Annotated in this window: 4 protein-coding genes and 2 pseudogenes; all 6 read right to left on the bottom strand. The window is 73.6% G+C overall.

The window, feature by feature from the left end:
- Positions 1 to 4,728, bottom strand: a 4,728-nt coding sequence (locus tag ADL15_RS54095) for a type I polyketide synthase (RefSeq protein ID WP_198170691.1), incomplete at its 3' end; no start/stop codon positions are given.
- A 2-nt stretch (positions 4,729 to 4,730) separates the two neighbouring features.
- Positions 4,731 to 12,683: pseudogene (locus ADL15_RS09960) on the bottom strand (SDR family NAD(P)-dependent oxidoreductase); the annotation flags it as partial.
- Between the two features lie 189 nt (positions 12,684 to 12,872).
- On the bottom strand, positions 12,873 to 13,079 hold the full coding sequence (locus ADL15_RS09955) for a helix-turn-helix transcriptional regulator (protein WP_232344000.1): 207 nt from the start codon (positions 13,077 to 13,079) through the stop codon (positions 12,873 to 12,875).
- 79 nt (positions 13,080 to 13,158) lie between these two features.
- On the bottom strand, positions 13,159 to 13,362 hold the full coding sequence (locus tag ADL15_RS09950; RefSeq protein WP_232343999.1) for a hypothetical protein: 204 nt from the start codon (positions 13,360 to 13,362) through the stop codon (positions 13,159 to 13,161).
- A gap of 355 nt (positions 13,363 to 13,717) precedes the next feature.
- Positions 13,718 to 14,953: a helix-turn-helix domain-containing protein gene (locus ADL15_RS09945; protein WP_067687520.1), complete on the bottom strand. Its 1,236-nt coding sequence runs from the start codon at positions 14,951 to 14,953 to the stop codon at positions 13,718 to 13,720.
- Between the two features lie 519 nt (positions 14,954 to 15,472).
- A pseudogene (locus ADL15_RS09940) lies at positions 15,473 to 16,318 on the bottom strand (transcriptional regulator); the annotation flags it as partial.
- Between the last annotated feature and the right edge of the window lie 94 nt (positions 16,319 to 16,412).

Raw genomic sequence — 16,412 nt, 5'->3', positions numbered from 1 at the left:
AAGCAGCGCCACCTCGAGGGCGAAGATCGCCGGCTGGGCCCAGCCGGTCTGCTCCACCTGCGGCTCCTTCGGCAGGTCCAGCAGCGCCGCGACCTCGTCATAGGCGGCGGCATACACCGGGAACGCGTCGTAAAGACCGCGGCCCATATCAAGGCGCTGGGAACCCTGGCCGGTGAAGACGACCGCCAAGGAGGCACGGCGAGCCTCGCCAGGCAGCAGCGGGAGCCGGTCGAGGTCAGCGCGATCGGCGGCCAGAACCACCGCACGGTGACGCAGCGGCGCACGGCGCGACAGCGCGCGGGCGATGTCACCGAGGGAACCTGACGCGCCCCGGATCCGGTCGGCCTGCTCGCGCAGCGCGTTCTCGTCGGCGGCGCTGAGCACGATCGGCGTGACCGGCAGTTCGATTCCCGCCACCGGCTCGACGGCCGGGACTCCTTCGAGGATGACGTGCGCGTTGGTGCCGCTGATCCCGAACGACGACACGGCGGCTCGGCGCGGCCGGTCGAGTGCGGGCCAGTCCCGCGACGAGGTCAGCAACTCCACCGCGCCCGCCGACCAGTCGACCTGGGCCGACGGGATGGAAGCGTGCAAGGTGGCGGGCACGGTGCCGTGCCGCATCGCCTGGACCATCTTGATGATCCCGGCGACACCGGCCGCGGCCTGCGTGTGGCCCAGGTTCGACTTCACCGAACCCAGCAGCAACGGCGATGACCGATCCTGACCATAGGTGGCGAGGAGTGCCTGCGCTTCGATCGGGTCGCCGAGCGGCGTACCCGTGCCGTGTGCCTCGACCACGTCGATGCCGGTAGCGGGCACGTGGGCGTTGGCGAGCGCCTGCCGGATGACGCGCTGCTGCGACGGCCCGTTCGGTGCGGTCAGCCCGTTGGACGCACCGTCCTGGTTGACCGCACTCCCCCGCACCACCGCGAGAACCGGGTGGCCGAGGCGATCCGCGTCCGCCAACCGCTCGACGAGCAGCATGCCGACACCTTCGGACCAGCCGGTGCCGTCAGCGCCGTCGGCGAACGACTTGCACCGGCCGTCGGCGGCGAGACCACGCTGCCGGGAGAAGCCGATGAACGTGTTCGGCGTCGCCATCACCGTCACACCGCCGGCGAGCGCCGCGTCGCACTCCCCGGTCCGCAGTGACTGCACGGCCAGGTGCAGTGCCACCAGCGACGATGAGCACGCCGTGTCGACCGTGACCGCCGGACCTTCGAGACCGAACGTGTACGACACCCGGCCGGAGGCGATGCTGCCGCCGGTGCCCATGAACCCTTCGGCACTGTTGTCCGAGGCACCCAGAGCCATCGAGTAGTCGTTGTACATGACACCGACGAACACCCCGGTCCGTGAACCCTTCAGGCCCAGCGGATTCACCCCGGCCCGCTCGAACGCCTCCCACGAGGTTTCGAGCAGCAGCCGGTGCTGCGGATCCATCGCCAGGGCCTCGCGCGGCGAGATCCCGAACAGCCCCGGGTCGAAGTCACCCGCGCCATAAAGGAAGCCACCCTCACGGGTGTAGGACGTGCCCGGGTGATCCGGATCCGGGTGGTAGATGTCCGCCCAGCCACGATCCTCCGGGAACAACCCGATCCCCTCGCCACCAGCCGCCACCAGGTCCCACAGGTCGTCCGGCGAGGCGACCCCGCCCGGATACCGGCAGGCCATACCGACGATCGCGATCGGCTCGTCGGAGGCGGCGGCCGCGGTCACCACCGGGACGTCCGTCGCGCCCACACCGGTGAGCTCGCCGATCAGGTAGCCGGTGAGCGCGGTGACGGTCGGGTAGTCGAAGACCAGGGTGGAGGGCAGCCGCAGCCCGGTCACCGTACCGAGGCGGTTGCGCAGCTCGACGGCGGTGAGCGAGTCGAAGCCCAGCTCCTGGAAGGCCCGGCCGGCCTCGACCGCGTCCGGGGTGGCGTGGCCCAGCACCGCGGCCACGTGCGTGCGGACCAGGTCAAGCACAGTGCGTTCGCGGTCGGCGCCGGTCAGGCCGGCAAGGCGGGCGGCGAGACCGCCGGCGGCCGGGGTGGCGCGGCGGCCGGGGCGTACCAGGTCACTCAGCAGCGGTGCCACACCGGGACGGTCGCGCAGCGCGGCGAGGTCGAGGCCGAGCGGTGCGACCACGGCGCGGTCCGCGGCGAGCGCGGCGTCGAAGGCGGCCAGGCCCTGCTCGGCGGTGAGCGGCACGATGCCACCCTGCCGGGCGCGGGCCCGGTCGGCGTCGCTGAGCGCGCCGCCCATCCCGGCATCCCACAAACCCCAGGCGAGAGACGTTGCCGGGACGCCTTCGGATCGCAAACCGATCGCGTACGCATCGAGGAACGCGTTCGCGGCCGCGTAGTTGCCCTGTCCCGCGGTGCCGAACAGCCCGGCCGCCGAGGAGAACAGCACGAACGCCGCGAGGGGCAGGTCCCGCGTGGCCTCGCGCAGGTTGCGCGCCGCGTCGACCTTGGCCCGGAACACCGTGGCGAGCCGCTGCGGCGTCAGGTCGGCCAGCAGCGCGTCGTCGAGCACCCCGGCCGCGTGGATCACCGCAGTGACCGGCTCATCGCGCAGCGCCTGCGCGACCGCGTCCGGGTCGGCCAGATCGCAGGCCACCGCGCGCACGTTGACGCCGTCGATGTCGAGAGTCCCGCCCGAGCGCGACAGCAACAGCAGCTCACGGACCCCGTAGGCCTCGGCGACGTGCCGGGCCACCAGCCCACCGAGAGTGCCGGTCGCGCCGGTCACCACCACGACACCGTCACCGAGACCGGCCGTGCCGGGCGCGGCGAGCCGGGACAGCCGCGGCACCCGGGTCACGCCGTCGCGGACCACGGCTTCCGGTAGGTCGTAGATCACCTCGTCGGCGGTGTCGAGCAGGTGCAGGCGGTCCGGGTGCTCGGCCTGGGCGGAGCGGACCAGGCCCCACAGTGCGGCGCCGTCCGGGTCGGTGATGTCATCGCCGGCCGCGCCGAGGGTGCGCACCACCAGCCGGGAGCCGGACCAGGCCGGGTCGGCGAGCCAGGCGTGCAGCAGAGTGAGCAGCGCGGTACCGCGGTCGAGGGCGGTGCCGGGCGCGGTCGCGTCGACCAGCACCACCGCGGCGGGTGCCGGCAGGGCGGCGCCGAGCGGGATCGACACGGACGCCTCGGCGACGGCTGTGGTGTCCACCGGGGTCCAGCGCACGCCGTAGAGCAGGCGATCGCTCGCGGACAGCTGCGCGCCGGAGACCGGGCGCAGGGTGAGCTGGTCGACCTCGGCGACCGGGCGGCCGGAGCCGTCGGCGAGCCGGACCCGCACGCTGTCCGGTGCGGTGGCGGCGCTCAGCCGGGCGCGCAGCAACGGGCCGGCCTCCCCGGCCACGCGGACACCGATGAACGCGAACGGCAGCCGGACACCCGGCCCGGCGAGCAACCCGGCGGCGCCGACGGCGTGCAGGGCGGCGTCGAACAGGGCCGGGTGCACCGCGTACCCGGCGCCGGTCTGGTCGGTGGCGATCTCGGCGTACACGTCGTCGCCGCGCCGCCAGGCCGCGCGCAGGCCTTGGAAGGCAGGTCCGTAGGCCATGCCGGCCTCGGCCAGCCCCGGGTAGTAGCCGGTGAGGTCGACCGGTTCGGCACCGGCCGGCGGCCACACGGTCAACCCGGCGTCCTGCAGCGTGGTGAGTTCGCCGGTGAGCTGGCCCGTGGCGTGCGGCGTCCACGGTTCGGTCTCGTCGGCGCGGGCGTGCAGGGTGACCGCGTGCCGGCCGTCCTCCGCGCGGGCCGCGACCGTGACCCGCACCTGGACGCCACCGTCGGCGGTGAGTGTCAGCGGGGTCTGCAGCAGCAGTTCCTCGACGGCCGGTAGGCCCGCCCGTTCCGCGGCCGCGAGGACCATCTCCACCAGGGCGGTGCCGGGAACGACGATCCGGTCGAGCACCACATGGTCGGCCAGCCACGGGTGGGTGGCGACGGCGAGCCGGCCGGTGAGCACGGTGTCCGCCGAGCCGGGCAGTTCGACCGCGGCGCCCAGCAGCGCGTGGCCGGTGCCGACCAGGCCGAGCCCGGCCGGGTCGGTGACCGGCCGGGCGGGGCGCGGGGTGGGCCAGTAGGTGGTGTGCTGGAACGCGTAGGTGGGCAGCTCGGTGCGGATGGCACCGGTCCCGGCGAAGACCGCCGGCCAGGTCACCGGCACACCGGCGGTGAACAGCGCGCCGAGCGCGGTGAACACGGTGGTGACCTCGTCGCGGTCGCGGCGCAGCGCGGCGACCGCACCGGGCACGAGTGTGGCGAGCACGGTGTCCGGGCCGAGCTCCAGGACCCGGTCCGCGTCGAGGCGGGTGACCGCGTCGGCGAACCGGACCGGTTCGCGGACCTGCCGCACCCAGTACTCCGGATCGGTCCAGTCCCCGTCGGCGTCCACGGTCGAGACCACGGCCAGGCGCGGCTCGCTGAACGTCAGCGTCTCCACGACGGCCCGGAAGTCGTCGAGCATCGGCTCCATCAGCCGCGAGTGGAACGCGTGACTGGTCCGCAGCCGGGTCGTCTTCCACTCGTACGATTCAATGGGTGAAATGTCTTTTTCTAGAGCGGATACCACGACCGCGTTCGGTCCGTTGACCGCCGCGATGTCGACGTCCGGGAACGCGGCGCGGACCTCGTCCTCGGACGCTTGGACCGCCAGCATCGACCCGCCAGCGGGCAGGGCCTGCATCAAGCGACCCCGCGCGGAGACCAGCGTGGCCGCGTCGGCCAAGGTCAGGACACCGGCCGCGTAGGCCGCCGCGATACTTCCAGGGCAAAAATCGCCGGCTGGGCCCAGCCGGTCTGCTCCACGTGCGGTTCCGGCAGCTCCAGGAGAGCCACAACCTCGTCGTACGCGGCGGCAAACACCGGGAACGCGTTGTAGAGCCCGCGGCCCATGTCGAGGCGCTGCGAGCCCTGGCCGGTGAAGACCACGGCGAGGCGGCCGTCGGTGGCCGCCGCCGCGGCGGTCACGCCGGTGGCGACGTCGAGGACGTCCACGACGGTCTGGTCGGCGGTGCTGGCCAGCACCACGGCGCGGTGCGGCAGCGCGGACCGGGCGGCCAGGGCCGCGCCGACGTCGAGCAGTCGCGCGGCGGGCTGGGCGTCGAGGAAGTCGAGCAGCCGCACGGCCTGCCCGGCCAGCCCGGCGGGGCCGTGCCCGGACAGCACCAGCGGCACGATCGGCAGCGTGGTGACGCCCGGCGGCGGGTCGGCCGGTGCGGGCGGCTCCTCGAGGATGACGTGGGCGTTGGTGCCGCTGATGCCGAACGACGAGACACCGGCGCGGCGCGGGTGACCCGCGCGCGGCCACGGGCGGGCCTCGGTGAGCAGTTCGACCGCGCCGGCCGCCCAGTCGACCTGCCGGGACGGTTCGCCGACGTGCAGGGTGCGCGGCAGCTGCCCGTACCGCATCGCCAGGACCATCTTGATCACGCCGGCCACGCCGGCGGCGGCCTGGGTGTGCCCCAGGTTGGACTTGATGCTGCCCAGGCGCAGCGGTTCGCCGGTGCGGTCCCGGCCGTACGTGGCCAGCAGCGCCTGCGCCTCGATCGGGTCGCCGAGCGCGGTGCCGGTGCCGTGCGCCTCCACCGCGTCGACCGCGTCCGCACCGATCCCGGCGACCGCCAGCGCCTGGCGGATGACCCGCTGCTGCGACGGCCCGTTGGGTGCGGTGATGCCGTTGCTGGCGCCGTCCTGGTTGACCGCGCTGCCGCGGACCACGGCGAGCACCGGATGCCCGGCGCGCCGGGCGTCGGAGAGCCGTTCGAGCAGCACGACACCGGCGCCCTCACCCCAGCCGGTGCCGTCACCGTCGTCGGAGAACGCCTTGCAGCGGCCGTCGGCGGCGAGCCCGCGCTGGCGGCTGAACTCGACGAACGCGCCCGCGGTCGCCATCACGGTGACACCGCCGGCCAGGGCCAGGTCGCATTCGCCGGAGCGCAGCGCCTGAGCGGCCAGGTGCAGCGCGACCAGCGACGACGAGCAGGCGGTGTCGACGGTGATGGCCGGGCCCTCGAACCCGAACGTGTAGGAGATCCGGCCGGACACCAGGCTGCCGGCGCTGGACGCGCCCGCGTACCCCTCGGCGCCGGTGCTAGCCTGACGCAACAGGTTCGCGTAGTCGCTGTAGAGCACGCCGGCGAACACACCGGTGCGGCTGCCGCGCAGCGTGGCCGGATCGATGCCGGCGCGTTCCAGGGCCTCCCACGAGGTCTCCAGCAGCAGCCGCTGCTGCGGGTCCATGGTGACCGCCTCGCGGGGGCTGACCCCGAAGAACGCGGCGTCGAAGTCACCGGCCCCTGTGAGGAAGCCACCCTCGGTCACGTACGAGGTGCCCGGGTGGTCCGGGTCCGGGTGATACAGCGCGTCGAGGTCCCAGCCGCGGTCGTCGGGGAACCCGGCGACACCGTCGCGCCCGTCGGCGAGCAGCCGCCACAGCTCCTCCGGGGTGCTGACCCCGCCCGGGTAGCGCAGGCCCAGCCCGACGATGACGATCGGGTCGTGCTCGGCGACACCGGTACGCGCCGGCGCGGCCGGGCCGGCCTCGGCGAGCGCGCCGACCAGTTCGCCGCGCAGGAACGCCGCGAGCACCACCGGGCTCGGATAGTCGAAGGTGAGCGTGGCCGGCAACCGCAACCCGGAGGCGGTGGCCAGCCGGTTACGCAGCTCGACCGCGGTCAGCGAGTCGAAGCCCAGCTCGGTGAACGGCCGGGCGGCCGGTACCCCGTCGGCGGAGGCGTGCCCGAGCACGGCGGCGGCCTGGGTGCGGACCAGGTCGAGCAGCAGCCGGTCCTGATCGGCCGGGGCGAGACCGGTGAGCCGCTGCAGCAGCGACGTGGCGGTGGCATCGGTGACCGCGCGGCGCACCGGTTCGCGGACCAGGCCGCGCAGCAGCGGCGGCAGCCCGGCGTCGCCGTGCCGGGCGCGCAGCACGGTGTGGTCGATGCGGATCGGCACCAGCAGCGGCCGGACGCTGTCGAGCGCGGCGTCGAACAGCGCAAGCGCCTCGGGCAGGGCCAGCGGGGCGATGCCGCCGCGGGTCAGCCGCCGCCGGTCGAGCTCGGAGAGGTTCCCGGCCATCCCGGCGGTGGTGTCCCAGGCGCCCCAGGCCAGCGAGGTGGCGGGCAGGCCGCGGCGGCGCCGGGCGGCCGCGAACGCGTCGAGGAAGGCGTTGGCGGCGGCGTAGTTGCCCTGCCCGGGAGTGCCGAACAGCCCGGCCACCGAGGAGTACAGCACGAACGCGTCGAGGTCGGCGCCGGCGGTCGCGTCCTGCAGGTTGACCACGGCGTCGACCTTGGCGCGCAGCACGGTGCCGAGCCGGTCAGCGGTCAGCCCGGTCAGCACGGTGTCGTCGAGCACGCCGGCGACGTGCACGACGGCGCGCACGTCGACGCCGGCGAGCACCCGGTCGAGGTCGGCGCGGTCGGCGACGTCGCAGCGCACCAGCCGGACCCGGGCGCCGGCCTCGGTCAGCTCGGACCACAGCTCGCCGGCGCCGGGTGCCTCGGTGCCGCTGCGGCTGAGCAGCAGCAGGTCGCGCACGCCGCGGGTGTGCACCAGGTGGCGCACCAGCAGCGTGCCCAGCTGCCCGGTGGCGCCGGTGACCACGGTGGTGCCGCCGGTGCGCGGCGCTCGCGGCATGACCAGCACGTTCTTGCCGATGTGCCGGGCCTGGCTGACGAAGCGGAACGCGTCGGGGGCCTGCCGGATGTCCCAGGCCCGCACCGGGGGCAGCCGCAGCCGGCCGGCCTCGAACAACGCGACGATCTCGGTGAGCATGGCGCGGATCCGGTCCGGGCCGGCCTCGAACAGGTCGAACGGCCGGTACCGCACGTCCGGCAGGTTCGCCGGGTCGCGCAGGTCGGTCTTGCCCATCTCGAGGAACCGCCCACCGGGGGCGAGCAGCCCGAGTGACGCGTCGATCAGCTCGTGGGCCAGCGAGTTCAGTACGACGTCGACGCGCGGGCCAGCGGCGAACGTGGTGGCGAACCCGGTGTCGCGCGAGGACGCGATGGCGTCGTCGCCGAGCCCGAGCGCGCGCAGCGCGTCCCACTTGGCCGGGCTGGCGGTGGCGAGCACCCGGGCGCCGAGGTGCCGGGCGATCTGGATGGCGGCGGTGCCGACCCCACCGGCGCCGGCGTGCACCAGCACGGTCTCGCCGGGCTGCACGTCGCCGAGTTCGACCAGGGCGTACCAGGCGGTGAGGAAGGCCATCGGCACGGCGGCGGCCTCGGCCCAGCTCCACTCGCCGGGGATCGGCACGAGCAGCCGTCCGTCGGTGACCGCGACCGGGCCGAAACCGCCGGCGAACGCGCCCATCACCCGGTCGCCGACGGTCATGTGGGTGACGCCGGGCCCGGTCTCCAGGACCACCCCGGCGCCCTCGCTGCCCAGGTCCAGGGGGTTGTCGCTGGGGTAGACGCCGAGGGCGATCAGCACGTCGCGGAAGTTGAGGCCGGCGGCGCGCACGCCGACGCGGACCATGCCGGGTTCCAGCGGGCTCGGCGGCGCCGGGTAGGCGGCCAGCCGCAGCCGGTCGAGGGTGCCGCCGCCGGTGCTCTCCAGCCGCCAGGCCGGCGCGTCCGGCGGGGTCATCGCCGGGTCGGGCAGCACCCGGGCCAGCCGCGGCACGCTCACCGCGCCGGCGCGGACCACCGCTTGCCCGACGTCGCCGGCGGCGACCAGCGCGGGCAGCGCGGCCCAGGACGCGGCGCTGCCGTCGACGTCGGCGAGGACGATGCGGGCCGGGTACTCCGACTGGGCCGAGCGGACCAGGCCCCAGACCGCGGCGTGGGCCAGGTCGGTGGGTTCGTCGCCGGGTCCGCCGGCGACCGCGCCGGTCGTGGTGACCAGCAGGGTGGTGGCGGCGTACCGGTCGTCGGCGAGCCATTGGCGCACCGCGTGCAGGACCCGCTCGGTGGCGGTGTGCACCCGGGCGGCCAAGCCCAGCGGGTCGTCGGCCGGGTCGACGCCGTCCGGCGGGCAGTCCAGCAGCAGCACCGCCGGGGCCTCGGTGTCGCCGAGGGGCAGGCCGGTGGCGCGCACCGCTCCGAACGCCGCCCAGTCCTGCGGCGCGGCGACAGGCTGCAGGGGGTGTTCGGTCCAGTCCACGCCGAACAGCGACCGGCTCGGCCCGGCCTGCGGCGCGGCGCTCTCGGCGGCCCGCATGACCAGGGCGCCGACCGTCACGACGGGCGCGCCGGCACCGTCGGCGGCGGCCAGGGCGACCCGGTCGGCGCCGTCCGGGGTGAGCCGCACCCGTAGGGTGGTGGCGCCGACGGCGTGCACGGTGACGTCGGTGAACGCGAACGCCATCCGCGCCGACCGGTCGGTGCCGGCCTCGGCCAGGGCGACGCCGTGCAGCGCCGCGTCGAGCAGCGCCGGGTGCAGGTGGAACCGGCCGGCCTGGCCCGCCTCGGACTCCGGCAGGGTCACCTCGGCGAAGATGTCGGCGCCGAGGCGCCAGGCGGCGGTCAGCCCGCGGAAGGTGGGGCCGTAGCCGAACCCGGCGCCGGCCAGCCGCTCGTAGAACCCGTCGACGGTCAGCGCGGTGGCGCCGGTCGGCGGCCAGACACTCAGGTCCAGTGCCGCGCCGGCCGGTGCGGTCGCCGGTGCGAGGGTGCCGGTGGCGTGGGTTTGCCACGGCTCGTCGGTGAGCGCGTCCTCGCTGCGGGAGTGGATGCTCACCGGGCGGCGCCCGGCGTCGTCCGGCGCACCGGTGACCACCTGCAGCGCGACGCCGCCGCCGGTGGCCGGGATCGGCAGGGGTGCCTGCACGGTCAGCTCGTCGAGCACCGGGGCGCCGACGTGCTCGCCGGCGCGCAGCGCCAGCTCGACCATCGCGGTGCCGGGCAGCACGACGGTGCCGGCCACGGCGTGGTCGGCCAGCCACGGGTGGGTGGGCACGGCGAGCCGGCCGGTCAGCACGCTGCCGTCGCCGCCGGCCAGGGTCAGCGCGGCGCCGAGCAGCGGGTGGTCGGTGGCGGCCAGGCCCAGCCCGGCGGCGTCCACGGTGACCAGGTCGGCCGGTGACGGCCAGTACAGCCGGTGCTGGAACGGGTAGGTGGGCAGGTCCAGGTGCTCGCCGGCGCGGCCGGGGTAGAGCTCGCGCCAGGCCACGGTGCTGCCGGCGGCGTGCAGCCGGCCCAGTGCGGTCAGCAGTGTGGTCGCGTCGTCGCGGTCGCGGCGCAGCGCCGGCACCACGGTGGCGTGCGGGAGCAGCTGCGCGGTCATCCCGGTGAGCACGGCGTCCGGCCCGAGCTCCAGGTAGTGCCCGGCACCGAGGTCGTCGAGCGCGCCGACGGCGTCGGCGAAGCGCACGGGGCGGCGCACCTGCTGCACCCAGTAGGCCGGGTCGTTCCACTGCCCGGTCTCGACCGGGCGGCCGGTGACGCTGGAGACCGCGGCCAGGGTGGGCTCGGCGAAGGTCAGGCTCTCGACCACCGTGGCGAACGCGGCGAGCATCGGCTCCATCAGCCGTGAGTGGAACGCGTGGCTGGTGCGCAGCCGGGTGCTCTTCCAGCCGTGCGCGGCGACCAGGTCGATGTCGGCCTCGGTGCCGGAGACCACCACGGCGTCCGGGCCGTTGACCGCGGCGATGTCGACACCCGGGAAGGCGGCGCGGATGTCGGGCTCGCCGGCCTGGACGGCCAGCATCGCCCCACCGGCGGGCAGCGCCTGCATCAACCGGCCGCGCGCCGTCACCAGGGCGGCGGCGTCGTCGAGGGAGAAAACCCCGGCAGCGTACGCGGCGGCGATCTCCCCGATCGAGTGCCCGGCCACCACCTGCGGACTCAGCCCGAGGCCGCGGACGGTCTCCAGCAGGGCCACCTCGACGGCGAACAGGGCAGGCTGGGCGTACCCGGTGCGGTGCAGGTCCTCGCTGTCGAGCAGCTCGCGCAGCGGCCGGTCGAGGTGCCGGTCGAGAGCTGCGGCGACGGTGCTGAACGCGGCCGCGTACCCCGGGAACCGCTCGGCCAGGCCGCGGCCCATGCCGAGCCGTTGCGCGCCCTGGCCGGTGAACAGCATCGCCAGTTTGCCGGTGGACGGTTCCCCGGTGACCAGGCCGAGGCCTGGTTCGCCGACGGCGAGGGCGGCCAGTCCCCGGGTGAGCGCCGCCCGGTCGTCGGCGAGCAGCACGGCGCGCTGTGCCAGCGCGGCCCGGCCGCCGACCAGTGCCCGGCCCAGGTCGGCGACGCCGATCCGCGGGCGGTCCTCGACGTAGGTGTAGAGCTGCTGGGCCTGGGCGCGCAGCGCGGCGTCGTCGCGGGCGGACAGCACGATCGGATGCGGCGCCGCGAGCGGGACGCCGGTCTCGGCCGGGGCCACCGGGGCCGGCGGCTCCTCGACGATCATGTGGACGTTGGTGCCGCTGACTCCGAACGACGAGATGCCGACCCGGCGCGGCGCGTCCCCGCGCGGCCAGGGCCGGGCCTCGGTGAGCAGCTCGACCGCACCGGCCGACCAGTCGACGTGCGGGCTCGGCTGGTCCAGGTGCAACGAGCGGGGCATGGTGTCGTGGCGCATCGCGAGCACGGCCTTGAGCACCCCGGCGACCCCGGCGGCGGCCTGGGTGTGCCCGATGTTCGACTTGACCGAGCCGAGCCGGGCCGGGCCGGCGGTGCGGTCCTGACCGTAGGTGGCCAGCACCGCCTGCGCCTCGATCGGGTCGCCGAGCCGGGTGCCGGTGCCGTGCGCCTCGATCAGGGCGACGTCGTCGACCGACAGCCCGGCGTTGGCCAGGGCCTGGCGGATGACGCGCTGCTGCGACGGTCCGTTCGGGGCGGCGATGCCGTTGCTGGCGCCGTCCTGGTTGACCGCGCTGCCCCGGATCACGCCGAGGATCGGGTGGCCGAGGCGCTGCGCGCGGGAGAGCCGTTCCAGCATGACGATGCCGACGCCCTCGGCGAGCCCGATGCCGTCGGCGGCCGCCGAGAACGCCTTGCAGCGCCCGTCGGCGGCGATGCCGCGCTGCCGGCTGAACTCGGTGAACGCGTCCGGGGTGGCCATCACGGTGACGCCGCCGGCCAGGGCCATCGTGCACTCGTCGCCGCGCAGCGCCTGCGCGGCCAGGTGGATCGCGACCAGCGAGGACGAACACGCGGTGTCGATGGTGACCGCGGGGCCCTCCAGCCCGAGGGTGTACGACACCCGGCCGGAGAGCACCGCCGCGGTCGTACCGGTGATCAGGAAGCCTTCGGCGGCCTGCACGGTGCCGCCGATCAGCCGCACGTAGTCCTGGGTGTTCGAGCCGATGAACACGCCGGTGCGGCTGCCGCGCAGGGTGGCCGGGACCAGTCCGGCGCGTTCGACGACCTCCCAGGCCGCCTCGAGCACCTGACGCTGCTGCGGGTCCATCGACAACGCCTCGCGCGGGCTGACATCGAAGAACGCCGCGTCGAACTCACCGGCGCGATCCAGGAAACCACCCTCGGCGCCATGCCCGTCACCGTCGTCCGCGCCGGCGAGGTCCCAGCCCCGGTCGGCCGGTGGCCGGCCGATCGCGTCGGTCCCCGTGTTGATCAGCCGCCACAGGTCGTCGGGGTTGCGCACCCCACCCGGATAGCGGCAGCTCATCGCGACGATCGCGATCGGCTCCCGGTCGGCGGACTCCACCTGACGCAGCCGCTCACGGGTCTGGTGCAGATCCGCGGTGACCCGCTTGAGGTAGTCGAGGAGCTTCTCTTGATCGGTCACTGCGGGCCTCACCTGTCGGTCCGGGCGGTCGACGCGGGCTCCACTGAGGCAGCCTGGCCCGAAAATAGGGGCAGGCCGGCGAACCGGCCTACCCCTAGCACTCCCCTGCGGCAGCGGCAGCGGCGCGGCCTGCGCTTACCGCTTCCCCGCCGATGGCGCCACCGGCATTGTCAGTAGTCACTTCCTCTCTTCAAAGTCGCGGTAGATGCGCAGCCAGGACTCGATCTCGGTGGTTCGCCAGACTCGACCCATGCGCAGCAACGCCACGGGGGCAGGAAAGTCGGGGCGTTCGGCAAGTTGCTGAACCCGCTGGCGCGACAAGCCCATCCGGTCAGCGATCTCCCGTGCACCCATCAACGAGGAGTCGGCCGCCGCGCCGGTCATCGTGGTCTCCGGACGTGTCGCATGCCGGCCTCTCCGCCTGGGTGCTGCCGGGTGGCCTTCTCCGGGCGGGTTTCCGCTGTCATGCGGCAAGCCCCGGCTTGTCCGACCAGCCGAGGAACCGCTCGTACAGGTCCGGCGGCAGCCCGCCCGGGACGGCCGCCCAGTCGTCGATCGCGTCGATCAGACACGAGCTGAGATAGACGACGAGGCCGTGCGGGAACCGCTGGTACTGCTCAGCAAGCTCGACTTTGGCAACCGCGCAAGGCCACGGCCGGCCGCACACCTTGCAATCCCAACTGGGTCGTTCGCCCTGATGATCCGTACGAGGGACTAGCACGAACGGCCCCCTCTCGCGCGGTCTTCCCGTGCCGACGTGAGATCCCCCGCGCGCCCCATCATCATCGGCGGGCAGCGGCCACCCCGCCCGCGAGTGCGTCCGCGAAAGAACTCCGGAGATCGGATACCGACGCGATCAGGCCGGCTCAGCAGCGGCACGCGGGTCAGCATGTCGTCTACCCGGCGTCGTTTTCTCGGTGCGCCCGGTCCGCCACCGCCGTGTCGAACGTCCTGTCCGTGCTCCAAGGCCATGGCAGGACGCTATGCCGACCCACCATTCCCGACGGACAGGAAACTGTCCCCTATACGAGCAACCCGATCTGATCGGCCAGATCAGTCGCGTCTCGGCGCAAGCTCTCCGGTCCCTTGGCGAATTCCAGAGTCATCCGGCGCGCGTACCCGTTGTAGCGGATAGTGTCCGGCGCGGCCACATACGCATCCTTGAGCGTGCCGAGTGCCGCCGTCTTGTCTCCCGCCAGCTCCCACGCACGCGCGACCTCGATCAGGTGCCGGCCCCGGCGAGGCTGGGATGGAATCGCCAGGTTGCTCGATTTCGTTGCCTGCTTGCGAGCCTCGGCGCCTTGTCGCGCCTCGACCGCGATCGTCACGGCGTGGGCTGACATGATGACCCGGCTGAAGCTGGTCATCGGCTCGTAGAAGCTGATCGGGAGGGTTCGCGCGATCTTGTCGGCCTGCTCCCACCACCACCACGCTGCGCCGTACTGGCCTGCGCGGGCCGCCGTGTAGGCCAGCTCGTGATGAAGTGCTCCCCAAACGGCCCGAAGATCGTCGTTCTCGGTGTCGGCCATGCGAGGCTTCAGCGCTTCCATGCCTTCGCGGTTCACCGCTTCTGCCGCATCGAAGTCACCGGCGTCTCGATGTGCCTGGGTGGCGAGCCAGATGGCACCCGCCAGCGCGCGTGCATCCTCGGACTCCTCAGCCGCCATGAACGACCGCTCCGCGATACGCCAGAGCAGGCTGGCATCGGGCTGGTAAGCCACGAAGAATTGGGTCAGGTTGTAGACCTGTGCCAGAAGAGCAAATGCTCGCCGACGATCTGCACCGTCATGCTCTCGCGTAGCACGTCGGGCATCCCGAATGAGGTCGGGCAGCAGGGAGCCCAAGACGGTGCGGTGATCGGGTGAGGCGTGCCTGGCCCGCCAGGCTGCGACGAGCCGGTCCTGAAGGCTGTCCAGCGACGGCGATTCCTCAGCGTCCCGCAGGCCGACGGCATTGACAGCAACACGCACGGCGGGAAGGGCTGGGTGTCCTGGTCCGCGGAACATAGTCACGGGCATCGGATCGCCCCCGGTCAGCTGAGCCAGGTCCCGCACCCTGAGGCCCTCCGCCAGACTGATCACGGTAGGGAGCTTGAGCTGCTCAATCTCGCCTCGCTCAACGGCTTTTACCCACCGTCCGCTCTTGCCCACGAGGCCGCCGAGAACATCACGAGTGAGGCCGCGTCGCTGCCGGCAGAACATGATCCGCTGCCCCATGCTCAGCGTCGGGTCTTCCGGATCCGTTTCAGCTTCTCGCATCAGGAATAGCCTCCTCGGACGTCGCCGTTTCCAGCCTACGGCCTGGCGCTGGCGGACGGCACCAACGAATTCTCGCCGTTCGGCTGGTCCGACGACCGACTCCGGTTCACTCAATCGTTCGGGCGCTCCCCCAACTGGGACTTCGCAGAACCGGTCGGCCACACGCGCGGCAGCACAGGTCACCCGTGGGCATGTCCACCCGGCCAGCGAGATAGCTCGGAACGCTACTCGGCGTATGGATACGGCGCGCATCGGCGCAGACCTGGAACGCCGGGCGATCTTGCAGAGCGGGGACGCTCCAATCTTCCAGGCGATCAATCGACAGCCGCGCAGCGGTATCAGACCGAGAAATCGCCGTCGCCTATGCATCTCATCGCCTCCACACCTGCGCCGCTCCGCGGGGTCAGCACGGCGGGCAGGCCGTCGCTGATCCGATCGTTACGGAACGATCACGCGTGGTGTAGAAGGTGGGTGTACGCAGCAGGCAGAGGGGCGTACGCAGACCTGCGTACAGAAAGGTCAGCCCTCGTCAGCCGGCCCCAGCGCCTCGCACTTCTCCCGCAGGTCACCCGCCTCCGGCACGCCGCTCGCAGCCACGCCTTCGACCACCTCAACCACCCGCCACCAGTTCGACAGCACGATTCGGCCCGACCGCATCGCCACCCGGACCTCCTGCGCCGCATCCTCCGGCCGCGGCTTCCCGGCCAGCAGCGCCAGGCCGAGGTCAAGCCGGGCCGACGCGATCCGCCGCGGCCGGGCGCCCTCCGCCTCCAGCTCGGTGATCACATCCCGCGCGACCTGTTCGGCCGCCGGATCTCCCGCCCATGCCAGCGTCGTCGCCGCGTAGCTGTGCGCCTTGGCCGGGTCGTACTGGTAGTGGTGCTCCGGATGCTCCGGCATCTCCCGATGCTCCGCCAGGCGCTCCACTCGGCCCAGCGCATCCCGGGTCGCCTGCGCATCGCCGAGCCGCGCCCACGCCCGCCCCTCCTGCGCGGTCGCCTGCACGATCGCCGACCCGTCCGCCGGAGCGATGGCCTGCGCATGCTGGGAAAGCTCGACGGCCCGGCGGAAGTCACCGCGCGTCAGCCAGTCCCACGCCTGCGTCTCCAGACACCACGCGGCGATCTCCGCGTGCTCGGACTGCCCGGACAACTCGGCCGCCGTGCTCAGGTGCGCCTCGGCGGCCGTTCGCTGCTGTAGGTCGATGTGAAGGGTGGCGCGCAGCAGCGACAGCCAGCCGCCGACGACCAGGAGCCGGCGGTGCTGCCCGAGCGTGGCACGCCCGGCGAGGAGCTGCTCGACGTAGCGCAGGTGGCGACGCACCCGGGGCAACAGGTCGGCAGGCGGAACGGTGGCGTACCCGTTACCTCTCAGTGCGCTTTAGCAAGCACACGGTTGGTAGTCCTGCCTTGCGGCGGGACGGTCCCGGTCTGACCGGCGGGTGCCGTGCCGGGTTGAC

This window comes from Actinoplanes awajinensis subsp. mycoplanecinus, from assembly GCF_001509495.1.
In the GTDB taxonomy this organism is placed as follows: domain Bacteria; phylum Actinomycetota; class Actinomycetes; order Mycobacteriales; family Micromonosporaceae; genus Actinoplanes; species Actinoplanes palleronii.
Note: the sequence above shows the minus strand (reverse complement) of the source record. Positions and strands in the feature narration are given on the sequence as shown.